This is a genomic window from Mediterraneibacter glycyrrhizinilyticus (genome assembly GCF_015560805.1).
Taxonomy (GTDB): Bacteria; Bacillota; Clostridia; order Lachnospirales; family Lachnospiraceae; genus Schaedlerella; species Schaedlerella glycyrrhizinilytica_A.
In genome coordinates this window covers 31,392-57,106 of record NZ_JADMSO010000009.1, presented here as the reverse complement: position 1 = coordinate 57,106, position 25,715 = coordinate 31,392, and the positions used below count along the sequence as shown (strand labels likewise).

Annotated in this window: 23 protein-coding genes; 18 read left to right on the top strand and 5 right to left on the bottom strand. The window is 48.4% G+C overall.

What is annotated here, in order from left to right; all coding sequences use genetic code 11:
* Positions 1-3: 3 nt before the first annotated feature.
* The gene (locus tag I2H87_RS10065) at positions 4-1,170 is read right to left on the bottom strand and encodes a galactokinase (RefSeq protein WP_195609862.1); all 1,167 of its coding nucleotides are present in this window, start codon (positions 1,168-1,170) and stop codon (positions 4-6) included.
* 185 nt (positions 1,171-1,355) lie between these two features.
* Here I2H87_RS10065 and I2H87_RS10060 point away from each other — a divergent pair, with 185 nt between their 5' ends.
* The gene (locus I2H87_RS10060) at positions 1,356-2,222 is read left to right on the top strand and encodes an AraC family transcriptional regulator (protein WP_195609861.1); all 867 of its coding nucleotides are present in this window, start codon (positions 1,356-1,358) and stop codon (positions 2,220-2,222) included.
* On the opposite strand, the gene I2H87_RS10055 is transcribed toward I2H87_RS10060, so the two are convergent.
* Positions 2,168-3,550 carry an MATE family efflux transporter gene (locus I2H87_RS10055; protein ID WP_009266457.1) on the bottom strand — a complete coding sequence of 461 codons (1,383 nt, stop codon included), beginning with the start codon at positions 3,548-3,550 and terminating at the stop codon, positions 2,168-2,170. The two genes, I2H87_RS10060 and I2H87_RS10055, sit on opposite strands and share 55 nt — an antisense overlap.
* Before the next feature lie 211 nt (positions 3,551-3,761).
* Here I2H87_RS10055 and I2H87_RS10050 point away from each other — a divergent pair, with 211 nt between their 5' ends.
* The 3 genes from I2H87_RS10050 to I2H87_RS10040 all read left to right on the top strand — a co-directional run bounded on the left by I2H87_RS10050 (position 3,762) and on the right by I2H87_RS10040 (position 6,694).
* A complete protein-coding gene (locus I2H87_RS10050) occupies positions 3,762-4,568 on the top strand; it encodes a polysaccharide deacetylase family protein (RefSeq protein ID WP_195609860.1) in 807 nt (268 codons plus the stop codon).
* 71 nt (positions 4,569-4,639) lie between these two features.
* A complete protein-coding gene (locus tag I2H87_RS10045; protein ID WP_195609859.1) occupies positions 4,640-5,356 on the top strand; it encodes a tRNA threonylcarbamoyladenosine dehydratase in 717 nt (238 codons plus the stop codon).
* A 21-nt stretch (positions 5,357-5,377) separates the two neighbouring features.
* Positions 5,378-6,694: a replication-associated recombination protein A gene (locus I2H87_RS10040; RefSeq protein WP_195609858.1), complete on the top strand. Its 1,317-nt coding sequence runs from the start codon at positions 5,378-5,380 to the stop codon at positions 6,692-6,694.
* On the opposite strand, the gene I2H87_RS10035 is transcribed toward I2H87_RS10040, so the two are convergent.
* From I2H87_RS10035 to I2H87_RS10025, 3 genes are all read right to left on the bottom strand, one after another.
* On the bottom strand, positions 6,671-7,183 hold the full coding sequence (locus I2H87_RS10035) for a DUF4364 family protein (protein ID WP_009266453.1): 513 nt from the start codon (positions 7,181-7,183) through the stop codon (positions 6,671-6,673). The two genes, I2H87_RS10040 and I2H87_RS10035, sit on opposite strands and share 24 nt — an antisense overlap.
* Positions 7,176-8,069 carry a TIGR01212 family radical SAM protein gene (locus I2H87_RS10030; RefSeq protein ID WP_195609890.1) on the bottom strand — a complete coding sequence of 298 codons (894 nt, stop codon included), beginning with the start codon at positions 8,067-8,069 and terminating at the stop codon, positions 7,176-7,178. The genes I2H87_RS10035 and I2H87_RS10030 overlap by 8 nt, the downstream gene beginning before the upstream one ends.
* Positions 8,070-8,177: 108 nt before the next feature.
* Positions 8,178-9,326: an NAD(P)-dependent malic enzyme gene (locus I2H87_RS10025; protein WP_195609857.1), complete on the bottom strand. Its 1,149-nt coding sequence runs from the start codon at positions 9,324-9,326 to the stop codon at positions 8,178-8,180.
* 218 nt (positions 9,327-9,544) lie between these two features.
* Between I2H87_RS10025 and rho the strand changes: the two genes are divergently transcribed.
* From rho to I2H87_RS09955, 14 genes are all read left to right on the top strand, one after another.
* The gene (gene rho / locus I2H87_RS10020; RefSeq protein WP_009266450.1) at positions 9,545-10,894 is read left to right on the top strand and encodes a transcription termination factor Rho; all 1,350 of its coding nucleotides are present in this window, start codon (positions 9,545-9,547) and stop codon (positions 10,892-10,894) included.
* A gap of 101 nt (positions 10,895-10,995) precedes the next feature.
* Positions 10,996-11,196 carry a 50S ribosomal protein L31 gene (rpmE, locus tag I2H87_RS10015; RefSeq protein WP_004840445.1) on the top strand — a complete coding sequence of 67 codons (201 nt, stop codon included), beginning with the start codon at positions 10,996-10,998 and terminating at the stop codon, positions 11,194-11,196.
* A gap of 61 nt (positions 11,197-11,257) precedes the next feature.
* The gene (locus I2H87_RS10010; protein WP_117550341.1) at positions 11,258-12,268 is read left to right on the top strand and encodes a DUF1385 domain-containing protein; all 1,011 of its coding nucleotides are present in this window, start codon (positions 11,258-11,260) and stop codon (positions 12,266-12,268) included.
* The gene (prmC, locus tag I2H87_RS10005) at positions 12,268-13,170 is read left to right on the top strand and encodes a peptide chain release factor N(5)-glutamine methyltransferase (RefSeq protein ID WP_195609887.1); all 903 of its coding nucleotides are present in this window, start codon (positions 12,268-12,270) and stop codon (positions 13,168-13,170) included. Before I2H87_RS10010 ends, prmC begins: the two co-directional genes overlap by 1 nt.
* A gap of 50 nt (positions 13,171-13,220) precedes the next feature.
* Complete coding sequence (prfA, locus tag I2H87_RS10000) at positions 13,221-14,291, top strand: peptide chain release factor 1 (protein WP_022151455.1); 1,071 nt, start codon at positions 13,221-13,223, stop codon at positions 14,289-14,291.
* A gap of 54 nt (positions 14,292-14,345) precedes the next feature.
* Positions 14,346-14,711 (top strand): CidA/LrgA family protein, encoded by a 366-nt coding sequence (locus I2H87_RS09995; protein ID WP_319638160.1) that lies wholly within the window; start codon positions 14,346-14,348, stop codon positions 14,709-14,711.
* A complete protein-coding gene (locus I2H87_RS09990) occupies positions 14,692-15,384 on the top strand; it encodes an LrgB family protein (RefSeq protein ID WP_009266444.1) in 693 nt (230 codons plus the stop codon). The genes I2H87_RS09995 and I2H87_RS09990 overlap by 20 nt, the downstream gene beginning before the upstream one ends.
* A gap of 198 nt (positions 15,385-15,582) precedes the next feature.
* The gene (locus I2H87_RS09985; RefSeq protein WP_054703570.1) at positions 15,583-16,485 is read left to right on the top strand and encodes a DUF2156 domain-containing protein; all 903 of its coding nucleotides are present in this window, start codon (positions 15,583-15,585) and stop codon (positions 16,483-16,485) included.
* A gap of 50 nt (positions 16,486-16,535) precedes the next feature.
* Complete coding sequence (locus I2H87_RS09980; protein WP_195609886.1) at positions 16,536-17,726, top strand: pyridoxal phosphate-dependent aminotransferase; 1,191 nt, start codon at positions 16,536-16,538, stop codon at positions 17,724-17,726.
* A 5-nt stretch (positions 17,727-17,731) separates the two neighbouring features.
* The gene (hisC, locus tag I2H87_RS09975) at positions 17,732-18,829 is read left to right on the top strand and encodes a histidinol-phosphate transaminase (protein ID WP_195609855.1); all 1,098 of its coding nucleotides are present in this window, start codon (positions 17,732-17,734) and stop codon (positions 18,827-18,829) included.
* A 43-nt stretch (positions 18,830-18,872) separates the two neighbouring features.
* Entirely contained in the window at positions 18,873-19,382 is a 510-nt protein-coding gene (locus tag I2H87_RS09970) for a COG2426 family protein (protein ID WP_009266440.1), read from the top strand.
* Positions 19,383-19,440: 58 nt separating this feature from the next.
* Entirely contained in the window at positions 19,441-19,890 is a 450-nt protein-coding gene (locus I2H87_RS09965; RefSeq protein WP_117550337.1) for a hypothetical protein, read from the top strand.
* A 200-nt stretch (positions 19,891-20,090) separates the two neighbouring features.
* Positions 20,091-21,146 carry a flavodoxin-dependent (E)-4-hydroxy-3-methylbut-2-enyl-diphosphate synthase gene (ispG, locus tag I2H87_RS09960; protein WP_022152343.1) on the top strand — a complete coding sequence of 352 codons (1,056 nt, stop codon included), beginning with the start codon at positions 20,091-20,093 and terminating at the stop codon, positions 21,144-21,146.
* Positions 21,134-25,711 (top strand): PolC-type DNA polymerase III, encoded by a 4,578-nt coding sequence (locus I2H87_RS09955; protein WP_195609854.1) that lies wholly within the window; start codon positions 21,134-21,136, stop codon positions 25,709-25,711. Before ispG ends, I2H87_RS09955 begins: the two co-directional genes overlap by 13 nt.
* The last annotated feature ends 4 nt before the right edge of the window (positions 25,712-25,715 follow it).

Below are 25,715 nucleotides of genomic sequence, written 5' to 3'. Positions count from 1 at the left end.
TCTTTACAGACGTTTTGCACCGTCGCCGATATCTACGATGTAAAATTCCGCCTCGTGTCCGACTTTCTCTTTATAAGCCTGACCGATCGATTCTGTGAATGTGTCAACCGCATCGTTTTTAACGATGCTGACGGTACATCCGCCGAAGCCGCCGCCTGTGATACGGGAACCGATCACGCCCGGGAGCGCCCAGGCAAGATCTACAAGGATATCGATCTCTTCACAGGAAACTTCGTAATCGTCGCGCAGTGAAATATGAGACTGGTTCATCAGCTGACCAAAGCGGGTGATGTCTCCGGCACGAAGAGCAGCAACCGCCTGGATCGTGCGCTGATTTTCTTTGACCGCATGTCTGGCGCGTTTCTGACGGATCGGATCTTTGATCGCATCTTTGTGTTTTTCAAAAGTCTCTTCATCCAGATCACCGAGTGTCTTGATCTCTACGACGCTCTGCAGTTCTGACAGCGCATCGGTGCATTCCTGACGGCGCTGGTTGTAAGCGGAATCTACAAGACTGTGTTTTACTTTACTGTTCGTGATCACGATCTTGGCATCTTCGAGAACAACCGGCGCATATTCGTAATTCAGAGTGCTCGTGTCCAAAAAGATCGCGTGGTCTTTTTTTCCCATGGCAACGGCGAACTGATCCATGATCCCACAGTTGCATCCGTTGAAGTTGTTCTCGGAATACTGTCCGATCAATGCCAGGTCTGTCATGGAAAGCGCGTCGATACCGTAGAGATCTTTTAAGATCACACCTGTTAAAACTTCCAGTGATGCGGAAGATGACAGTCCCGATCCGTTCGGGATGTTGCCCCAGATCACCATATCGAATCCGCAGTCCAATGTATAACCTTTTTCGGCAAACGCCCATACGACGCCGAACGGATAGTTCGCCCAATTATATTCTTTTTTGTTCACCAGTTCGTCAAGAGACGCCTCGATCACGCCGAGATGATCCAGGTTCATGGAATAAAAATGAACGAGCCGGTCATTCCGTTTTCTTGCGGCACCGTAAGTACCGAGAGTCAGGGCGCATGGGAATACATGTCCGCCGTTGTAATCGGTGTGTTCTCCGATCAGATTGACACGTCCGGGAGAAAAATAGAGGGATACGCCGTCGGCATTTCCGAACAGTTCTTTGAATTTTTCAAGTAATTTTTCTTTCATATTCTGAATCCTCCTTGTTCAGTTCATATAGATAAAATTATTATAGTATAAATCTGCAGGGCATGTATATAAAAAATCCGTGCCAATATATGTAATTATGTTGCATTTGAAATCGAGGATGCGATATAATCGAGAAAGAACAGAAGTAAGATTTTTACAAAAATCAGGGGGAAGGTGACGAAAGAATGGAGGGAACTTATAAATATTCATATAAAACGGGAGAGAGTCTTTCCAACGCTCTGTCCGTATATAATACCGGATATCAGAAGTGTGAACCGGGATATCAATGGGGACCGGGAGTGCGGAATCACTATTGCATCCACCATGTGATCGCGGGAACCGGTTATTATGAGGTGCATGGAAACCGATATCAGCTGGAAGCGGGAGATACGTTTATCCTGTATCCGGATACAGAGGTGAAATATTATGCGGATCAGGAGAAACCATGGGAATATACCTGGGTTGGATTTGAGGGGGCAGATGCGGGGATTTTGATCGGGGCGACAGATTTTTCGCCGGAGAGACCTTTGATCCGGAGAGGAACGCTTCCGGACCTGGAAATCCGAAGACAACTCCAGAAGATCTATGAAGTCAAGGGGAGTGATTATGAATCGGCAGCGGCGATGACCGGAGCGCTTTATACGCTTTTGTCGGTGTTTCTGCATTATGCGGTCAAAAAAGAACCAATCCGGGATGTGCAGATGACGTATGTCAGAAAGGCGCAGGATTATATCCAGTTAAATTATTCATATCCGATCACGATCGAAGATGTGGCTTCGTATGTCGGGATCAGCAGAAGTTACCTGTTCCGGTCATTTCAAGTATGCCTGAAGCAGTCGCCGAAAGAATATCTGACCGATTTCCGGATTCAAAAGGCCCGTCACCTTTTGCGGGAGACGAGCCTTTCGATCGCGGCGATCGCTTATTCGGTTGGATTTGAAAATAATCTGTATTTTTCCAAAGCATTTAAAAGCCGGACGCATATGAGCCCGTCGGCTTACCGGGAAGTTTCCGTGGGAGAATCTTCCAAAGGCTTTAATTTGAGCCGGTAAATGCGACGGAATAAAAAGATGCAAAGTATCACGGATACGATCTCTGCGATCGGTATGGAAGCCCATACAAAAGTGAGCCCGAATAGTTTTGCGAGCAGATACGCAACCGGAAGGATCACGACGAGCTGACGGGCTACGGACATGATCAGACTGTATACTGCGTTTCCGAGCGCCTGAAATACGGAACTCATGACAATGCCGTATCCCGCAAAAATAAAGCAGAGGCTGATGATGCGGAGGGCAGGCACTCCGATTTCCAGCATATGCGGGGAAGCGTCGAACAATTTTAACAACTGTGCCGGGAAAAGCTGAAATCCGGCAAGTCCGACCATCATGATGGCGATGGCGATCCCTGTACTCAGACGGATCGTGGAGAGAATCCGCTTTTTGTTGCGCGCGCCATAGTTGTAGGCGATGATCGGGATCATTCCGTTGTTCAGACCAAACACCGGCATAAATACGAAACTCTGCAGTTTGAAGTAAACGCCGAACACTGCGGTAGCAGTGGAGGAGAACATCAAAAGGATCTTGTTCATGCCAAATACCATGACGGAACCGATGGACTGCATGATGATCGAGGGAACTCCGACTTCGTAGATCACGGCGATGATCGAACGGTTCGGACGGAAACCGCGCATGTTCAGATCCAGTTCCGTATTCCGTTTGATGTTGAAATAAAAAGCAAGGATCATGGAAACGATCTGCCCGGTGACAGTTGCAAGCGCAGCTCCGGCGACTTCCATTTTCGGAAAGCCGAACAGACCAAAGATCATGATCGGATCCAGGATGATATTGATGATCGCTCCGGTTCCCTGCGTGATCATTGTATAGAATGTCTTCCCGGTTGCCTGAAGCAGGCGTTCCAGCGTGATCTCAAGGAAAATACCGACAGAGGCGATGGTAACGATCTGTAAATACTGCGTTCCGTATGTGACGATCTTTGTATTGTCAGTCTGCAGGACAAAAAAAGCATGGGAGCCGAACAGACCGAGAAGCGCGATGACAATGCAGCTCAGTACGCCGAGAAAGATTCCGTTTCTCGCAGCCAGATTGGCTTCCTTGAACCGCTTTTCACCGAGATTTCTCGATAACAGCGCATTGATTCCGACGCCGGTTCCGGTAGCGATGGCGATCATCAGATTCTGCACCGGAAATGCAAGAGAAACGGCTGTCAGGGCTTCTTCGTTGATCTGGGCTACAAAGACACTGTCTATGATATTATAGAGTGCCTGGACCAGCATGGAAATGACCATGGGAAGCGACATGGTGATGAGTAGTTTTGGAATCGGCATGACGCCCATTTTATTTTCTTTTGTAGTGTCGTTCATTGTATAACCTCCTTGTTTTATTATGGATCTTAGCGTCGGTGTACAAGGGGAAACACGCCTCAACCTCCCCCTTGTACACCGACGCTATCATCGATCTGCAGCGGGAAAATACGCTTACGCCGCAGAAACACAATTATTTATTATAGCATCAATAAATCAGAAGTACAATGCATATATTAGAAAAGAATTGGAACGATGCGGGGAAAATATTGTGGAAAAGAACGGAGGAAACAAGAGTGGAACAAACAAGAGTGGAACAAACCGTGTGTCTGCGAAGCGGCGGATGCAGGCGCTGGGGCTTGTATATATTTTGCTTTTGACGGGCATTGCGGTTCCGAAAGCAGAGGGGGCAGAGAAAGGCGGGGCGGCGTGCGCGGCGGAAAGTCTGGATGTGACGGAAAAAGCAGAAGTTCAAAAGACAGAAAGGAAAAAGGCAGAGGGCGGAGAGACCGCGGAGGCGCCGTGCATCGCGCTGACATTTGACGACGGACCAAGTACGGCATATACGCCGGTCTTGTTGGACGGTCTGAAAGAACGGGGCGTTCATGCCACATTTTTTCTTATCGGTAAAAATATAGAGCAGGGGGACAATGCCGATATCGTAAAGCGGATGTACGAGGAGGGACATTTGATCGGGAATCATACATACAGTCATGTGGAGATCACAAAGCTGGATGACGAGAGTGCATATAAAGAGATAAGCAGGACGAACGAACTGATCGAGGGGATCACCGGAGCACGGGTGGAATTTATGCGTCCGCCTTTTGGCTCCTGGCAGAAAGAACTGGAAGCGAGGGTGCAGGTGATCCCGGTGATGTGGACGGTGGATCCGCTGGACTGGGCAACGGAGAATGTGGATGAAATTGTCAATAAAGTAGTGACGGAAGTGGAAGAAAATGATATGATTCTGTTGCACGATTGTTATGACAGTTCTGTAAAAGCGGCATTGCGGATCATCGATCTTCTTCAGGCGGAGGGTTATCGGTTCGTCACGGCAGACGAATTGATCACAGGATAAACGGCAGCAGAGATATCGGGAATCGATCACAGGATGAAAGAATAGCAGAACGTGGAGAGGAGTAAATGAACATGCACGAATTTTCAAGAACAGAACTTTTACTTGGAGCGGAGGGGCTGGAAAAACTGAAACAGGCATCGGTGATGGTGTTTGGGGTAGGCGGCGTCGGATCCCACTGCATTGAGGCGCTTGCGAGAAGCGGGGTGGGAAAATTGATCCTGATCGACAATGATACGGTTTCACTGACCAATATCAACCGGCAGTCCATCGCATACCACAGTACGGTGGGGCGTTACAAAACGGAAGTGATGCGTGAGAGGATCGCAGACATCTGTCCGGAGATCGAAGTGGAGACTTATGAAATGTTTGTGCTTCCGGATAATCTGGAAGAGCTGATCTTAAAGAGACCGGATTATGTGATCGATGCGATCGATACGGTAACGGCGAAGATCGCGATCGCGGAACTGACGAAGAAGCATGGAATACCGCTGATCAGCAGCATGGGGACCGGGAATAAACTGCATCCCGAACTGTTTGAGATCACGGATCTTTCAAAGACAAGTGTCTGCCCGCTCTGCAAGGTGATGCGGAGGGAACTGAAAGCAAGAGGGATCCGGCATCTAAAAGTGCTGTATTCCAAAGAAACGCCGGTTGATACATCGGGCAGAGAGACAGGGGAGGACAAAGGCATGCGCAGAGCGCTGCCGGGGAGTATTTCATTTACACCGCCGGTGGCAGGACTTCTGATCGCGGGAGAAGTGATCCGGGAGCTTGCCGGGGTGTCCTGACTAAGTACGGAGGGATGAAACATGGATTTATTTGATTATATGCGGGAGACGCAGAAAGAAAAAGAATCGCCGCTTGCCTCGCGGATGCGTCCGACAACGCTGGACGAGGTGGTAGGGCAGAAGCATATCATCGGAAAAGATAAATTGTTGTACCGGGCGATCAAAGCGGACAAACTGGGATCGATCATATTTTACGGACCGCCGGGAACCGGAAAAACGACATTGGCTAAAGTGATCGCCAATACGACGAGTTCGGAATTTAAACAGATCAATGCGACGGTCGCAGGGAAAAAAGATATGGAGGAGGTCGTCAAAGAGGCGAAAGACCGTCTGGGAATGTATCAGAAAAAGACGATTCTCTTTATTGACGAGATCCACCGGTTCAATAAAGGGCAACAGGACTACCTGCTTCCGTATGTGGAGGACGGAACGATCACGCTGATCGGCGCGACGACGGAGAATCCATATTTTGAGGTGAACGGAGCACTTCTATCCCGTTCCAGTGTATTTGAATTGAAAGCGCTGGAGAAAGAAGATATTAAAGAACTGCTGAAACGCGCAGTATACGATAAAGAGAAAGGAATGGGAACATTACGCGCCGAGATTAGTGAAGATGCGCTGGAGTTTCTCGCAGATCTCTCCGGAGGCGATGCAAGAAGCGCATTGAATGCGGTGGAACTTGGAATCCTTACAACCGAGCGGAGTGAGGACGGGATCATTCATCTGACGCTCGATGTGGCGTCGGAATGTATCCAGAAACGGGTTGTCCGCTACGATAAAACCGGAGATAATCATTATGATACGATCTCCGCATTTATCAAGAGTATGCGCGGATCGGATCCGGATGCGGCAGTGTATTATCTTGCTAAAATGCTGTATGCCGGGGAAGATGTGAAATTTATCGCCCGCAGGATCATGATCTGTGCGGCGGAAGATGTCGGAAACGCGGACCCGATGGCGCTTGTCGTGGCGGTATCGGCGGCGCAGGCGGTGGAGCGGATCGGGATGCCGGAATCCCAGATCATCTTGTCCCAGGCAGTGCTTTATGTTGCGGGAGCGCCGAAGAGTAATTCGGCAGTCAACGCGATCTTTGCGGCGAATGAAAGTGTAAGGAATACAAAGACGACAGTGCCGTCTCATCTGCAGGATGCGCATTATAAAGGATCTGCAAAATTGGGACATGGGATCGGCTATCAGTATGCGCATGATTACCCGAACCATTACGCCCGCCAGCAGTATCTTCCGGAAGAAATAAAAGACGCCAGGTTCTATGAACCCGGCGATCTAGGAAAAGAAAAACAGATCAAGGAATGGTTACAAAAGCTTCGTGAGAATTGAGGTGTAGATTTCCTGATTTTCTCTAGCCCAGTTATTGGCAATGGTTTCAGCTTCTGTCTCGGTCGGAACAGTCAGTTTCAGATCGATGAGGCTGAAACCATTTTCTACGATCTGACAGCGGACTTCAAATTCATGATTCGTGTTCAGGTAATAGTCCGCTTTCACCGAAACTTCTTCTTTTAATTCGTAACATTTCTCATTCAGAAACTTGTCGATATCTTCCTGGATCTCAGGAGAGATCTTTTTGTTGAAAAACCGGATCGTCTCGGCGCCGTTTTTGGTGAGATGATAAAGGGTCCGGTTGTGGGTGTTTTCCACGCGGAGCAGATCGGAATCCACCATATCGGCAAGAGCCTGCTGCAGTGTAAAATAGTTGGTATATCCCTGATCCAGTATAAATTCGGAGATCTGAGATGTGGTCATAGGAAAATCCACTTTATCTAACATGTACAGTATAATCAGTTTGTATAAGGTAAATGTCTCATTCATGATATTCCTTTCCCTGCCAGAGATCCTGTTCTTTTAAATATCTGTGCAGTGTGTTCAGTACCTCGCGTTTCCGGGATGTCCAAAGCGGTGCGATCAGAAGATCTTTCGGACCGTCGCCTGTCAGGCGGTGGATCGAAAGATCCGGGCGGAGACGGATGATACAAGAGCCGAGCAGTTCGATATATTCTTCCATGGAGGGACTCCAGAAAGGTTGTCTTTCGTAATCGATCGCAAGATCTGTTCCTTTCAGTATATGCAGAAGCTGCAGTTTGATGCCTTGGATATCCATATGATTGAGATAATCCAGTGTTTCAAACATCAGCTGTTTTGTCTCCCCGGGAAGACAAAGGATCGTGTGGACGATCACTTCGATCCCGCGAGCGCGGAGGTCGTTTACTGCCCGTTCAAAAACAGGAAGTTCATAACCTCTGCGGATATAAGCGGCAGTATCGGCATGGATGGTCTGCAGTCCAAGCTCAACCCAGATCGGTTTGATCCGGTTGATCCGCTCCAGTAAAGCAAGAATATCCTCATCCAGACAGTCCGGTCGGGTCGCGATGGACAAAATCCGTACGTCCGGGTCTGAAACTGCCTGCATATAGATCTTTTCCAGATATTCCACAGGAGCGTAGGTATTGGTGAAAGCCTGAAAATAAGCGATATATGCGTGCACCGGGCGTTTGCTTTTCAGAAGTTGTTTCCCATGTGCAAGCTGTTCGGAAACAGAGCAGCTTGCGGAACCGGCAAAGTCACCGGATCCATTGGCGCTGCAGAAAATACATCCGCCGCTTCCGATCGTTCCGTCCCGGTTGGGACAGGTCATACCGCCGTCCAGTGCGATACGGTACACTTTTTCACCGTATCGCTTCTTTAAGTCATAGTCCATGGAATGATAACGTTTTTCACCCCAGCGTGTCTGTATGTTATGCCTGTTTTCGACCAAGATCAATCTCCTTAAAAAGTTCGTTGTAGACTGTGGCTGCAAGCTGCCTTTTCAGATCAGTTCTTTTACAGCACGGCTGACTGCGTCCGCAACACGCGGGTCAAATGCTTCCGGGAGGATATTGTCTTCACAGAGATCCTCATCCGCCACAAGCCCTGCGATCGCTTTCGCAGTGGCAAGCTTCATCTCTTCTGTGATCTGTGCGGCGCGTCCCTCAAGAGCCCCTTTGAAGATGCCCGGAAATGCAACGACGTTGTTGACCTGATTCGGAAAATCCGAACGACCGGTACCGACAACTTTTGCACCGGCAGCTTTTGCCAGATCCGGCATGATCTCCGGAACCGGATTTGCCATTGCAAAGAGGATCGCATCCTTATTCATAGAAGCGACCATGTCCTGTGTCACAATGTTCGGAGCAGAGACGCCGACGAAGATATCCGCGCCTTTTAAAGCGTCTGCCAGAGTTCCGGTTTTTCCGTCCAGATTGGTGACTTCCGCCATCTGTTTCTGCATCCAGTTCAGATTTGGAGAGGACTGGCTGATGATTCCGTTGATATCGCACATGGTCACATGAGAGAACCCATAGGTCAAAAGCAATTTTGTGATGGCAACCCCGGCAGATCCTGCACCGTTGATCACAACCCGGCAGTTTTCTTTTTCTTTTCCGGTTACTTTCAGCGCGTTGATGATTCCGGCAAGCACAACGATCGCGGTGCCATGCTGGTCATCGTGGAAAACCGGGATATCAAGAAGCTCTTTTAAACGTTCCTCGATCTCAAAACAGCGCGGAGCGGAGATGTCCTCCAGATTGATCCCTCCGAATGCAGGGGCAATGTTGACGACTGTCCGGATGATCTCTTCGGTATCCTGAGTATCTAAGCAGATCGGAACCGCATTGACGCCGCCGAATTCTTTGAAAAGAACTGCTTTCCCCTCCATCACCGGCATTGCTGCTTTGGCTCCGATGTTGCCGAGACCAAGAACAGCGCTTCCGTCGGAAACGACAGCGATCGTATTCGCTTTGATCGTATATTTGTAAGCGGCATCCGGATCTTTGGCGATGACTTTGCATGGTTCCGCAACGCCCGGTGTATAGGCGATCGCAAGATCTTCACGAGAATTGACGTGGGATTTTGCGGTTGTCTCGATCTTTCCGTTCCATGTTTCGTGCATCTGTAATGCTTTTTCACTGTTTGTCATAGTTTTGTACCTCATTGTCTTCCTATACTTATGGAAAATATCATATCACTGTTGTCTTATATGCGCAAGAAAGAAAAAAGCCTTTTCTTTTCGGAGATTTTGGTGTATACTGAAAAAAGATTTTAATTCTTTTGTGTCAATTCAGACTCAAGTTCCCGAATTAACGTTAAAATACAAAACAGATTCCACAGTCATTTTTAAGAAAGGAAAAGCAGTATATGACAAGAGAAAAATATGAATCTTTACCGCTTGCAACACTCAAAGATCTGGCAAAGGCAAGAAAGATGCGCGGTATTTCGACAATGAAAAAGAGCGATCTGATCGATGCGATGCTGGCACAGGATGAGAAAGAGAAGCAGGAAGTGGCGCAGGCAGAAGCCAAAGAAGAAGTAAAAGAATCGTTTAAAGAGAAGAAAGAGGAGACAGACGTTGAGCAGCTGGACAGCGGAAAGGTTGCGAACGGGATCCTGGAGGTTCTTCCGGATGGGTTTGGATTTATCCGATGTGAGAATTATCTGCCGGGAGAGAATGATATTTATGTATCTCCCTCCCAGATCCGCAGATTTAATTTAAAGACAGGAGATATCCTGACCGGGAATATCAGGGTGAAGACACAGTCGGAAAAATTCAGCGCACTGCTGTATGTAACGACGATCAACGGACTGCGCCCGGCAGAGGCGATGAAGCGTCATAATTTTGAAGATTTGACGCCGATTTTCCCGAACCGGCGTATCGCACTGGAAAATGAACAGAGTACGACAGCGATGCGGATCATGGATCTGCTTTCTCCGATCGGAAAAGGACAGCGTGGTATGATCGTGTCCCCGCCAAAAGCAGGTAAGACAACCCTTTTAAAAGAAGTAGCGCTTTCCGTACAGAAAAGCGAGCCGGATATGCATCTACTGATCCTTTTGATCGATGAGCGTCCGGAGGAAGTGACGGATATCAAGGAGGCGATCGAGGGAGAGAATGTCGAAGTGATCCACTCTACGTTCGATGAGCTTCCGGAGCACCACAAGAGGGTATCGGAGATGGTGATCGAGCGCGCGAAGCGTCTTGTGGAGCATGGAAAAGATGTAATGATTCTGTTAGACAGCATTACGAGGCTGGCACGGGCGTACAATCTGGTTGTGCCTCCGTCCGGACGTACACTTTCCGGAGGTCTTGATCCGGCGGCGCTTCATATGCCGAAGCGTTTCTTTGGTGCGGCGCGTAATATGCGCGAGGGAGGAAGCCTGACGATCCTTGCGACAGCGCTTGTGGAGACAGGAAGCAAGATGGACGATGTTGTCTATGAAGAGTTTAAAGGAACCGGTAATATGGAACTTGTTCTGGACCGGAAGCTGCAGGAGAAGCGTGTGTTCCCGGCTATTGATATTCCGAAATCCGGGACAAGACGGGAAGATCTGCTTTTGAGCAAAGAGGAGCAGGATGCGGTTTATATCATCCGCCGTGCGATGAACGGAATGAAAGCGGACGATGCGGTGGATAATCTTCTCAATATGTTCTCCAGAACAAAAGACAACGCGGAATTGGTCAAGATGGTAAACCGGCAGAAATTTATATAAGAATTTATGATAAAAAGAACTTGCAAATCTAAAAATGATATGCTACAATAAGCAAGATGTTTAGCGAAAAATATTATTTTTTAAATAGAGAGGTGAAAATCATGAGAGAAGGTATCCATCCAGAGTACCATCAGGCAACAGTAACTTGCAACTGCGGCAATACATTTGTTACAGGTTCTACAAACGAAAGCATTCACGTAGAAATCTGTTCCAAGTGCCATCCGTTCTACACAGGACAGCAGAAAGCTGCACAGGCACGCGGACGTGTTGACAAGTTCAACAAGAAGTATGGTATCAAATAAGAAACACATACAGCAGGCTGAGATTATTATCTCAGCCTGTTATTGTATCTGAGGAGATTATATGAAATCATCAAATATAGGAGGACAGGCGGTCTTAGAGGGGATCATGATGAAGAACAAAGACCGTTATGCCGTTGCAGTGCGCAAACACGATCAGGAGATCGAGGTTGACGTACAGGAATATAAAAGCATTGTCCCGTGGAAGGCGGTTTCCAAAATTCCGTTTATCCGCGGAATTTTCAGCTTCGTGGATTCTCTTGTGCTGGGGATGAAGACATTGATGTATTCGGCGAGTTTTTTCGAGGATGAAGAGGTCGATGCAAAAGAGCTGACTGAAGAGGAAGCGGAAAAAGAGGAGAAAAAAGAGCGGATTTTGATGAATCTGACCGTCGCTTTTTCTGTGGTGCTTGCGATCGGGATTTTTATGGTACTGCCATATTTCCTGAGCAATCTCGTGCGGAGTTATGTTGCTTCGCACTGGGTACTTACGATCGTAGAGGGTGTGATCCGGGTAGGGATCTTTCTGGCGTATATTGCGCTCATATCCAGAATGAAAGATATCCAGCGGACATTTATGTATCATGGAGCGGAACATAAATGTATCAACTGTATCGAACATGGGCTGGAACTGAATGTGGAAAATGTACGGAAAAGCTCCAGACAGCACAAACGCTGTGGAACCAGTTTTTTATTTTTTGTGATGATCGTCAGCATCATATTCAGCTTTTTCATTACGGCAGAATCACAGGTTTTGCGCGTGCTGCTTCGGATCGCGATGCTGCCGCTGATCGCAGGCGTATCTTATGAGATCATCCGTCTGGCAGGAAACAGTGATCACTGTCTTGTAAATTTCCTGAGCAAACCGGGACTTCTGATCCAGAATATGACGACGAAAGAGCCGGATGACAGTATGATCGAAGTGGCGATCCGTGCGGTGGAAGCCGTGTTTGACTGGCGGGCGTATGAAAATGAAACTTTCGGCACGCAGTACGGAGAAGATGCAGAACAGAGGAAGCATGCGGAACAACAGGAAAATACGGATGCAGCCGATCCAAAAGAGGATGAAGTATGATGACTGTCAGAAAAGCATATGAATGGGGATCAGAAATCCTTGCGAAAAGCGGAATTGAAGAGGCACAACTGGATGCCTGGTATCTGCTGGAGTTCGTGACCGGGATGTCGCGGGCGGTTTATTTCGCGGATGCAGACCGGAAGATGGCGGAGGAAAAGGAAGCGCAGTACGCTGCGTTGATCAAGAAACGCTCTAAACGGATCCCGCTGCAGCATCTGACCGGCGTGCAGGAGTTCATGGGACTGGAATTTCAGGTGAATGAGCATGTGCTGATCCCACGTCAGGATACGGAAGTGCTGGTGGAAACCGCGTTGGATTTTTTGAAACAGCGCGGGGGAAAGAATATGGAAATTCTGGATCTGTGTACCGGATCCGGGTGCATTTTGCTGAGTCTTCTTTTCCATGCACAGCAGGAACGGCGCGAGGACAGTGTGTCCGGCGTGGGCACAGACATTTCGGGGGATGCGTTGAAAGTGGCCAAAGAGAACGGAAAACGGCTTGGGATCGATGCGATATGGAAACAGGGAGATCTGTTTGAAGCGCTTGGGACGACAGAAGAAGTCAGATCCGAAACATATCGGTTTGATCTGATCGTCTCGAATCCGCCGTATATCCGCAGCGATGTGATCGAAACGCTGAAGCCGGAAGTGCGGGATCATGATCCGTATCTTGCATTGGACGGAAAAGAAGACGGTTTATTTTTTTACCGCAGGATCATAGAAGCAAGCGCTTCTTATTTAAAAGACGGCGGATGGCTGATGTTTGAGATCGGATCCGATCAGGGGGATGCGGTTTCGGGCATGATGCAGGCAGCCGGTTTTCAGTCGGTGTCGGTAAAAAAGGATCTTGCAGGACTTGACCGCGTGGTGTCCGGCATGTATGATAAGTGCGAAGGTTTTTAAAATAAGAAAGAAAAGAAGCATTGACGATAGAGAGAAAGGAATAAGAGGTTATGTTTGACAGATTGGAAGATTTACTGATCCGGTACGAAGAAGTCATGGGCGAACTTCAGGAACCGGATGTGGCAAATGATGCAGAACGTTTCCGAAGACTGATGAAAGAGCAGAGTGATCTGGCTCCGATCGTGGAGGCGTACAAAGAATATAAACAGTGTAAGCAGAATGTGGAAGACAGTCTTATGATGCTGGAAGAAGAATCCGATGAGGAGATGCGTGAACTGGCAAAAGAAGAACTGAATGATTCCAAAGCACGGATCGAAGAGTTGGAGCGGGAATTGAAGATCCTGCTTCTGCCGAAAGACCCGAACGATGAGAAGAACGTTATTCTGGAGATCCGCGCGGGCGCAGGCGGAGACGAGGCGGCGCTGTTCGCTGCGGAAGTATATCGGATGTATGTGCATTATGCGGAGAGCCGCAGGTGGAAAGTGGAGATGATCTCGTTAAATGAGAACGGGATCGGCGGATTCAAAGAGTGTGTCTGCATGATCACCGGACAGGGGGCATATTCCCGCCTGAAATATGAGAGCGGCGTACATCGTGTACAACGTGTTCCGGAAACGGAAAGCGGCGGAAGAATCCATACATCCACGATCACCGTTGCGATCATGCCGGAAGCGGAAGAAGTTGACGTGGAACTGGATATGAACGACTGTAAATTCGACGTATTCCGTGCGTCCGGAAACGGAGGTCAGTGTGTCAACACAACAGACTCCGCGGTACGTCTGACACATATTCCGACCGGAATCGTGATCTCCTGTCAGGATGAGAAGTCTCAGCTGAAAAATAAGGATAAGGCATTGAAAGTCCTGCGTGCAAGACTGTATGAGATGGAACTGGCAAAACAGCATGATGCGGAAGCGGAGGCGAGAAAGAGTCAGGTCGGAACCGGAGACCGTTCGGAGAAGATCCGCACATACAACTTCCCGCAGGGCCGTGTGACAGATCATCGGATCAAGCTGACCCTGCATAAGCTCGATACGATCCTGAACGGGGATCTGGATGAAATCATCGACAGCCTGATCGCGGCAGACCAGACAGCCAAACTTGCAAAAATGAACGGGTAGTAAGATACGATGAAATATATTAGGCAATTTGGAATTATATGTGGAGTGACGTGTATGGGAGAGATCTTGAAATATCTTCTTCCGTTGCCGATCCCGGGGAGCATTTACGGTCTTGGACTGATGCTCCTGTTTTTGAGTTTAAAGGTTATAAAAATCGAATCTGTGCGGGAGGTCGGAGAATTTCTGATCGAGATCATGCCGGTGATGTTCATTCCGGCAGGCGTCGGTCTGATCACTGCATGGGGAAAGTTGAAAACCATGCTTGTCCCGGTTGGGATCATTACGGTCGTGACGACATTTCTTGTGCTGATCGTAACCGGAAAAGTGACGGAAATGATGCTGAAGCAAAAAGAGAAAAAACAGACGGAGAAAATGCAGACAGGAGAAAAGGAGGAACAAGATGGATCAGGTGATCTTTAATTCGGCGGCAAGCGGGATCGTCTTAAGCCTCCTTGCATTTGAAATCGGCACATGGATCCGGAAAAAATGGAAACTGGCAATTTTGAATCCGCTTTTGATCTCGATCCTGATCGTGATCGGATTTCTTGTATGTTTTCGTATCGATTATGAAAGTTATAACAGCAGTGCGAAATATATCAGCTATTTTCTGACTCCGGCAACGGTGAGCCTTGCAATTCCGCTGTATCAGCAGATCGAGCTTTTGAAGAAAAATCTGGCGGCGATCCTTGTAGGGATCCTGTCCGGCGTATTGACCAGCCTTTTCTCGATTCTCGCGATGTGTACGTTTTTCGGGATGAACCATGCGCAGTATGTGACGTTATTGCCGAAGTCGATAACAACGGCGATCGGAATGGGTGTGGCGGAAGAACTGGGCGGCTATGTAACGATCGCAGTGGCTGTGATCATCATCACCGGAGTACTTGGAAACGTGATCGCGGAGGCGGTCTGCAAATGGTTTTGTATCCGGCATCCGATCGCAAAAGGACTTGCGCTCGGGACGTCGGCGCATGCGATCGGAACGGCGAAAGCAATGGAAATGGGCGAGGTAGAGGGCGCGATGAGTAGTCTTGCGATCGTGGTTTCCGGCTTATGTACCGTTGTCTGTGCTTCGGTATTTGCGAACTTTTTATAAGATGTCCGGTTGAAGAAGAAGCGGAAACTGTGTTATACTTTATAGCATCGGTGCAGGAAGAACGGCAGCGTCGGTATATAAGGCGTATTTTCCCTTGTGCACTGACATTAAAGTCTTGTCTGTACCGGAGAAAAAGAAACAAGATGAAAGAGAGTCCGGTGTAAAAATATGCCGGGAAAGAGAGAAGAGTTTATTAATATGGAAGAAATAGCGTTTAAACGACCGGAGTTGGAAGATCGTGAGATCATCAGTTCCTATTTTGCCAAAGCGCCGAGCCGAAGCTGTGAGCGTACGTTTGCAAATGTATATCTCTGGTCACGGCGGTATCATGTGAAATATGCGATCGTAGAGGACGCGCTTGTATTTATGGATGATGAATACGCGCTTGCTTACGCATATCCGGCGGGAGATGCGCCGGCAGTCAAATGTGCGTTGGAGCGTTTGATGCAGTACAGCAAAGACAGGAATGTGCCGTTCCGGCTTTATAATGTGACTCCGGAGAATTTTGCACAGTTGGAAGCATGGTATCCGGGGCGTTTTCAGATCGAATATGATAGAGATGAGGCGGATTACGTCTATGAGACAGAAAAGCTTTCGACGTTGGCAGGAAAGAAACTTCACGGAAAGCGGAATCATATCAATAAGTTCAAGTCGCTGTATGAAGACTGGAATTATGAGACGTTGTCGGATGACAATGTGGAAGAATGTTTCCAGATGGCGTTGAAGTGGCGGAATCAGAACGGCTGTGAGGAAGATAAGGAAAAGAATGCGGAGATGTGCGTGACGCTGAATGCTCTCCGCCTGTTTCAAGAACTGGGGATGGTCGGAGGCGTTCTGCGGGTACAAGGAGAGATTGCTGCATTTTGTATCGGCGAACCGGTCTGTGAAGATACGTTTGTCGTCCACATCGAGAAAGCATTTTCGGATGTGGAGGGGGCATATCCGATGATCAACCAGCAGTTTGTACAGCATGAGTGTCAGGAATATCAGTATGTAAACCGGGAAGAAGATACCGGAGCAGAGGGGCTGCGCAAGGCAAAATTATCGTATCGCCCGGTATTTCTTGTGGAAAAAGGACTTGTGACAGAATGTGAAGCATAAAGATGCAAGAGTAAAGTCACAGGAGCATGAAGAGAAAGGCAGTGTGGAATATGATCTCAAAGAAAATGGAAAATATGGTTGCAAACAGTTCTGCGATCCGTGCAATGTTTGAGGAGGGAAACCGTCTTGCAAAGCTTTACGGTGCGGAAAACGTATTTGATTTCAGTCTCGGCAATCCGAACGTGCCGGCTCCGGCAGCGGTAAAAAAAGCGATCCGCGAGATTCTGGAAGAGGAAGACCCGATCGTACTTCACGGATATACGAACAGCAATGCAGGATATGAGGACGTACGGCAGGCTGTTGCAGAGTCATTGAACGAGCGGTTCGGCACGGCATTCGCGGCCCATAATATCACGATGACGGTGGGAGCGGCAGGCGGTTTGAATGTTATTTTCAAAGCGCTTTTGAATCCGGGAGATGAAGTGATCGCATTTGCGCCGTATTTCGGAGAGTATCGAAGCTATACGAACAATTATGACGGCGTGATGGTTGAGATTTCGCCGAACACGGTGGATTTTCAGCCGAAGATGGACGAATTTGAGGCAAAGATCACACCGAAGACAAAGATCGTGATCGTCAATACGCCGAACAATCCGACTGGCGTTGTCTATTCCGAAGAGACGATCCGGAAACTGGCTTCGATCATGGAGGCAAAGCAGAAAGAATTCGGAACGGAGATTTATCTCGTTTCGGACGAACCATACAGAGAGCTGGCTTACGACGGTGTGGAAGTTCCGTATCTGACCAAATATTATGCCAATACGATCGTGGGATATTCTTACAGCAAATCCCTGTCCCTGCCGGGAGAGCGGATCGGATATCTGGTGATCCCGGATGAGGCGGCAGACAGCGAGAATCTGATCAGCGCGGCAAATGTGGCGACGAGGATCCTCGGATTTGTCAATGCGCCGACTTTACAGCAAAAGGTTGTAAAAGCATGTCTGAATGAAAAGACGGATATTTCTTATTATGACAGAAACCGTGAGACACTGTATCAGGGATTGAAAGATCTTGGATTTGAATGTATCAAACCGGAGGGCGCATTTTATCTGTTTGTGAAATCACCGGTGGAAGATGAGAGGGAATTTTGTCAGGCAGCGAAAAAGTATAATATCCTGATCGTTCCGGGAAGTTCGTTTGCATGTCCGGGATATGTGCGTCTGGCATACTGTGTATCTTATGAGACGATCGTAAATTCTCTGCCGAAATTTGCAGAGCTTGCGGCGGAATACAGGAAGTAAGGGTCATGGAAGAAAAAATCATGGAGACAAAAAGAAATTTGAATCCGAGGCTGTTAAAGCAGATTCGGAGAGTGGAACCGTATGTGCCGGGGGAACAGCCGCAGCAGAAAGTGATCAAATTGAATACAAACGAGAATCCGTATCCTCCGTCTCCGAATGTAGCGCGTGTTTTAAAGGAGATGGATGCGGATCGTCTGCGATTGTACCCAGACCCGTCTGCGGAAGTGCTGACAGAGGCACTTGCAGCATATCATGGCGTGGAAAACGACCAGATCTTTGTGGGAGTCGGATCGGACGACGTACTCTCGATGTGTTTTCTGACATTTTTTAATGCAGAGAAACCGATCCTGTTTCCGGATATTACGTATTCGTTTTATAAAGTATGGGCTCAATTATACAGGATCCCGTATGAGTGTCCGAAACTGGATCCGGATTTCCGGCTTGTGAAAGAAGATTATTACCGTGAAAACGGCGGCGTGATCTTTCCGAATCCAAATGCGCCGACTGCGATTTATGAAGAATTGGATTTTGTGGAAGATGTGATCGCACACAATCCGGATGTGATCGTGATCGTGGACGAGGCATATATTGATTTCGCGGGTCGTTCGGCAGCAGAATTGATCGACCGTTATGACAACCTGATCGTAGTCCGCACGTTTTCCAAGTCGCGTTCCATGGCAGGGATGCGGATCGGATATGCAATCTCAAATCCGGCGCTGATCGGGTATTTGAATGACGTTAAATATTCGTTTAATTCCTATACGATGAATCAGACCGCGCTTGTCTGCGGTGTGGAGTCGGTGAAAGACGACGCATATTTTAAGGAATCGGTAGAAAAGATCATAGAGACAAGAGAGTGGGCGAAGACGGAACTGACAAAGATGGGATTTGAGTTTCCGGATTCCCGTGCAAATTTTATTTTTGCAACCCATCCGAAAAAAGATGCGAAGCAATTATTTGAAGAGCTGAAACAGAAGCAGATTTATGTACGTTACTGGGGCAGCAGCCGGATCGAGCAGTATCTGCGGATCACGATCGGCACAAGAGCGGAGATGGAGACATTATTTGCGGCGCTCAGAGCATGTCTGGCGGCGGAGAATTAAGAAAGACAGATTAAGAAAGTAGATTAAGGAGATAATTATATATATGAAAGACGCAATGATCAGTTGGTTTATCGATACACTCGGCGGAAAAGTGGGAGGAGGATTTATCGTATTTCTGATTTCCATGGTGCCGATCCTGGAACTGCGCGGCGGGCTTCTTGCAGCCGGACCTGCGATTCTTGATATCCCGCAGTGGCAGGCAATTCCGATCTGTATTGTCGGAAATCTGATCCCAATTCCGTTCATCCTGCTTTTGATCACGAAGATCTTTGACTGGATGAAAGGAACAAAGAAACTGAAACCGATGGTGGAAAAGCTGGAGAAGAAAGCGATGAGTAAGAGCGCCAACATTGAGAAATACGAGTTCTGGGGACTGGTGATCTTTGTAGGTATCCCGCTTCCGGGAACCGGAGCGTGGACCGGAGCGCTGATCGCGGCGCTTCTCGGAATCCGTTTCCGCAAGGCGTTTCCGGCGATCGTGCTCGGCGTATTTCTGGCGGCATTTCTGATGACGGTCCTTTCCTATGGAGTGCTGGGAGCGTTATTTGCATAAAAGAAAGACAGATGGAAAGCGAAAGTGTTCCGGATGGGAAAAGAAAAGAGGTAGTTGTATGATAGCAGAAAATAACGAACGGAAGCGGAATATACTTTGGCGGACGGCGATTTCCGTTTCCTCCATTGTGATCATCCTGATCGCGGTTTACTTTATCGTGCGGATGTTCACCGCAAATCCGATGGAGGGAAGCTGGGTCGATGAAGACAGCGGGCGTATGATCGAGATCCAGGGCAACGAGATTGCAAAAGTGGAGTGGCAGGATGAAGCCGACGGTTCGCTTCAGGTTGTCAATATGGCATATACGCTGGATCGGGATTCCAAGATCTTTTCACTTCATGTCGATGAGGTGGCGGTGGAAAAAGCAGTGGAATCCGGCATGAGTAAGGAGACCGTGGAGAATGTAGTGACGTCTTTGGAGGGAAACTACGATTATAATATCGAACAGAATGTGCTGACACTGACAGAACGTGAATACGGTGATCAGATGACATTTGAAAAACAATAGAGCGCAGCAGTAAGTTGAGTATGAAGTGCAGCAGGAAAGGCAGCAAAAGGGAGTAAACAGGGAAATCGGATTCCCTGTTTCTTTTGCATAGGCGACGAGCCAAAGTCCGGGCTTGCCCGAGACCTTGGCGATTGCTTACAATCCCGGAATGTGCCTTTTGGCACTTCCGGTGATTTGCTATGTAAAGGAGGAAACGTGCGATGTTGAGAATGCAGACAAAAGAAGTAAAAATCGGTTCCGTGACGATCGGAGGAGCGCATCCGGTTGCGATTCAGTCGATGACAAATACGAAGACCGAAGACGTGGCGGCAACAGTAGAACAGATCTTGCGGCTGGAAGCAGCCGGATGCGAGATCGTCCGCTGTACCGTTCCGACGATGGAGGCGGCAAAAGCGTTAAAAGAGATCAAGAAACAGATCCATATTCCGCTCGTGGCAGATATTCATTTTGATTATAAAATGGCGATCGCGGCGATCGAAAACGGTGCGGATAAGATCCGGATCAACCCGGGAAATATCGGATCCGAGGAGCGGGTCCGTGCGGTCGTGGAAAAGGCGAAAGAATATGGAGTTCCGATCCGTATCGGCGTCAACAGCGGATCTCTGGAAAAACCGCTGCTGGAAAAATACGGCGGCGTGACTGCAGAGGGGATCGTGGAGAGCGCGCTGGATAAAGTACATATGATCGAATCAATGGGATATGACAATCTGGTCGTCAGTATCAAATCGTCGGATGTCCTGATGTGTGTAAAAGCGCATGAACTGATCGCAAAACAGTGCCCGTATCCGCTTCATGTCGGAATCACCGAATCGGGAACAATCTATTCCGGAAACATTAAATCTTCGGTCGGACTCGGCATCATTCTGCACGAGGGGATCGGCAATACGATCCGTGTGTCGTTGACCGGAGATCCGGTGGAAGAGATCCGGAGCGCGAAGCTGATCCTGAAAACATTGGGCTTGAGAAAGGGCGGGATCGAAGTCGTTTCCTGCCCGACCTGCGGAAGAACGCAGATCGACCTGATCGGACTTGCAAATGAAGTGGAGAAGATGGTGCAGGAATTTCCGCTGGATATCAAAGTGGCAGTGATGGGATGCGTGGTCAACGGACCGGGAGAAGCAAAAGAGGCGGATCTCGGAATCGCGGGCGGCATCGGTGAGGGTCTGCTGATCAAAAAAGGCGAGATCGTTCGCAAAGTAAAAGAAGAGGAACTTTTAGAAACACTTCGTCAGGAGCTGATCAATTGGGAGAAGTAACAGGAACAATCAAGACATTTTTTGAAGTATTCCCGACCTTGAAAGCAGAGGAAGAGCTGGCTTTTTTGTTTCGGGATGTGGAAGTAAAGAAGATCACGACCAATTCCAGCCGTGATTTTCTTCATGTACATATATTCAGTCATCATGTGATCCAGAAAAAGCAGATCCATCGGATGGAACAGCGGATCAAGGAACAGCTTTTCGGCACAGCGCGTGTTTCGATCCGGATCGAAGAAAAGTATGCGCTTTCGGAACAATATACGCCGCAGGCTCTGATGGAAGAGTATCGGGAGAGTATTTTGGAGGAACTTCGTGAGTACAGCGTGCTTGCGGCAAATATGTTCGATCAGGCGGAGATCCGTTTCGAGGGAGAAAAGGGAATGTGTCTGGAACTGGTGGATACGATCGTCTCCGAGGGAAAACGGGATCATATCGTGCGGCTTCTGGAGGAAGTGTTCAATCAGAGATTCCAGATTCCAACAGAGATCCGCGTAAGTTACCGGGAGTGCGAAGAGAGCCGGAATCAGGAATTTGACGAGCAGCGGATCCAGCGGGAGATCAACGCCATTTTTGCGCGGAATAAAAAACATCACGAAGAATTGGGAGATCTGCCGAAAGAGGAACAAACCGGATCAACTGCAGATGCGGCAAAAGAAAGCGGAACAGGAAAAGAAAAAGCGGCAGCCTCCCCGGTAGCAAAAAGCGGCGGTTCAGTAACAGGCAGCAAATCCGGAGGAAAGCGGGGCGGCAAATTCGGTTCTGGAAAAGAATTTAAAAAAGACTTTGTGCGTCCTCTTAAGCAGGGCGATGACCCGAATCTGATATATGGTCGGAATTTTGAAGATGAACCGATCCGGCTGGATCAGGTCGTAAGCGAGATGGGTGAGATTACGATCCATGGAAAGATCATCAGTTTTGAGACGAGAGAGATCCGAAATGAAAAGTCGATCATCATGTTTGCGGTCAGTGACTTTACCGATACGATCATGGTCAAGATGTTTGCGCGCAACGATCAGCTTCCGGAACTGCTCGGAAATTTGAAAAAAGGCGCGTATGTCAAAGTAAAAGGCATCACAACGATCGATAAATATGACGGAGAACTGACGATCGGATCGGTTACGGGAATCCGGAAGATCGGAGACTTTACTGTAAAAAGAGAGGATTTAAGTCCGCTGAAACGTGTGGAACTGCATTGCCATACGAAGATGAGCGACATGGACGGCGTGTCGGAGGTACAGGACATCGTGCGGCGCGCACATGACTGGGGACATCCGGCGATCGCCGTGACAGACCATGGAACTGCTCAGGCATTTCCGGACGCCAATCACTATATCGAGCGGCTGGACAAGGACGACCCGTTTAAGATCATTTACGGCGTAGAGGGATATGTGGTGGACGATCTGACGGAGATCGCAGTGGGAGCAGGAACAGAAAGTCTGGATGGAACCTATGTTGTATTTGACCTGGAGACAACCGGATTCAGCGCGATCAAAGACCGGATCATAGAGATCGGCGCTGTAAAAGTACAGAATGGTGAGATCGTGGATTCGTTCAGTACATTTGTGAATCCGAAGCGTCCGATCCCGTTTGAGATCACACAGCTTACGTCGATCACCGACGAGATGGTGATGGACAGTCCGGACATCGAGACGATCCTGCCGCAGTTTCTGGAATTTGTAGGAGATGCGGTGCTGGTTGCACATAATGCTGGATTTGACGTTGGATTCATCGAGCAGAACTGTCGGTATCAGGATATCGAACCAAACTTTGTATACGTGGATACCGTTGCGTTGGCGCGTGTCCTGCTTCCGACTTTATCGAAATACAAATTGAATATCGTAGCGAAAGCGCTGGATATTTCACTGGAAAATCATCACCGCGCCGTAGACGATGCGGGGGCAACGGCGGAAATCTTTGTAAAATTTGTGCAGATGCTTAAAGACCGTAATATTACGACACTGAAAGAAATGAACCAGTTTGGAGATATGAATCCGAATGCGATCCGGAAACTGCCGACGCATCATATCATTATCCTTGCAAAGAACAATATCGGACGGTACAATCTGTATCAGCTTGTGTCTGCTTCACATCTGACATATTTTGCGAGAAGACCGCGGATTCCGAAAAGTCTTTTGAATCAATACCGGGAGGGACTGATCATCGGAAGCGCCTGTGAGGCGGGAGAGTTGTATCAGGCGATCCTGAACCATAAATCGCCGGAGGCGATCGCAAGGCTTGCGGATTTCTACGATTATTATGAGATCCAGCCGCTTGGAAACAACAACTTTATGATCGAGAGCGAAAAGATTTCTGATGTGAACAGTGAGGAAGATCTGAAAAATATCAACCGTGAGATTGTGGAATTGGGAGAAAAGTTCAAAAAACCGGTCGTTGCGACGTGCGACGTACATTTTCTGGATCCGGGAGACGAGGTGTACCGCAGGATCATCATGGCGGGAAAAGGGTTCAGCGATGCGGACAACCAGGCGCCGCTTTATCTTCGGACAACCGAGGAGATGCTGGCGGAATTTGAATATCTGGGATCTGCAAAAGCACAGGAGATCGTCATCGAGAATCCGAACAAGATCGCGGATATGATCGAGAAGATCTCTCCGGTCAATCCCAATAAATGCCCGCCGGTCATCGAAAATTCCGAGCAGGATCTGCGCGATATTTGTTATAACCGCGCTCACGAGATTTACGGGGAAGATCTGCCGATCCAGGTATCTTCCCGTCTGGAAAAGGAACTGAATTCCATTATTTCCAACGGATATTCGGTGATGTATATTATCGCGCAGAAACTGGTGTGGAAGTCCAATGACGACGGATATCTTGTTGGATCCCGAGGTTCGGTCGGATCTTCGTTTGTCGCGACGCTGGCCGGGATCACCGAGGTAAATCCGCTGAGTCCGCATTATTACTGCGCGAACTGCCATTACAGTGATTTTGAATCCGAGGAAGTCAAAGCGTATGCGGGCTGCTGCGGATTCGATATGCCGGATAAAAAATGTCCGGTCTGCGGCGAACCGCTTGTGAAAGCCGGATTTGATATTCCGTTCGAGACGTTCCTTGGATTCAAAGGGGACAAAGAGCCGGATATCGACTTGAACTTTTCCGGAGATTATCAGGCGAAAGCTCATAAATATACGGAAGTTTTGTTCGGCGAGGGACATACGTTCAAAGCGGGAACGATCGGAACGCTGGCGGATAAGACCGCATACGGCTATGTCAAAAATTATTATGAAGAGCGGGGACTTAGAAAACGCCGCTGCGAGATCGAACGGGTCAGCCAGGGATGCACCGGAATACGGAGAAGTACCGGACAGCATCCGGGAGGTATCGTCGTGCTTCCGCATGGTCACAATATCAATGAATTTACGCCGGTACAGCATCCGGCGAACGATATGACGACGGATATCACGACGACCCATTTCGACTACCATTCGATCGATCACAACTTGCTGAAACTGGATATCCTCGGACATGATGATCCGACGATGATCCGAATGCTGGAAGAATATATCACATCCGACGCCCTGCCGAACGAATATAATGAAGAACATCCGTTTATCGCGACAGAGATCCCATTGGATGACCGAAACGTGATCTCATTGTTTCACGACACGAGCGCGCTCGGGATCAAACCGGAAGATATCAGCGGATGCCCGCTTGGAAGTCTTGGAATCCCGGAGTTCGGAACGGATTTCGTTATCCAGATGGTGCAGGAGGCAAATCCGCAGTCGCTATCGGATCTGATCCGGATTTCCGGACTGTCTCACGGAACCAATGTGTGGCTGGGCAATGCGCAGGAGCTGATCAAAGCCGGAAAGGCAACGATTTCCACAGCGATCTGTACCCGAGATGATATTATGATCTATCTGATCAATCAAGGGGTGGAGAGTGCGCTTTCGTTTACGATCATGGAAAGTGTCCGGAAAGGAAAGGGGCTGAAACCGGAGTGGGAAGAGGCGATGCGGGAAAAAGACGTGCCGGAATGGTACATCGATTCCTGTAAGAAGATCAGCTACATGTTCCCGAAAGCCCATGCGGCGGCGTATGTCATGATGGCGTACCGGATCGCTTACTGCAAGATCAATTATCCGCTGGCATACTATGCGGCGTATTTCAGTATCCGTGCGGATGCATTTTCCTATGAACTGATGTGTCAGGGGAAAGAAAAACTGAATTATTATATCAAAGACTATCAGAAGCGGTCCGATTTCTTGAGCAATAAAGAACAGGATACGCTAAAAGATATGCGGCTCGTGCAGGAAATGTACGCCCGCGGACTGGAATTTATGCCCATCGACTTGTATCGTGCAAAGGCAAAGAAATTTCTGATCGTGGACGGAAAACTGATGCCGTCGTTTGCAAGTATCGAGGGAATGGGCGAGAAAGCTGCCGAGGCGGTGGAGATCGCTTCACAGGACGGACCGTATTTGTCGCTGGATGATTTCCGACAGAGGACGAAAGTCAGCAAGACTGTGATCGATCTGATGGCAGATCTGGGATTGTTCGGAGATCTGCCGCAGAGCAATCAGTTGTCATTGTTTGATTTTGCGTAAAATA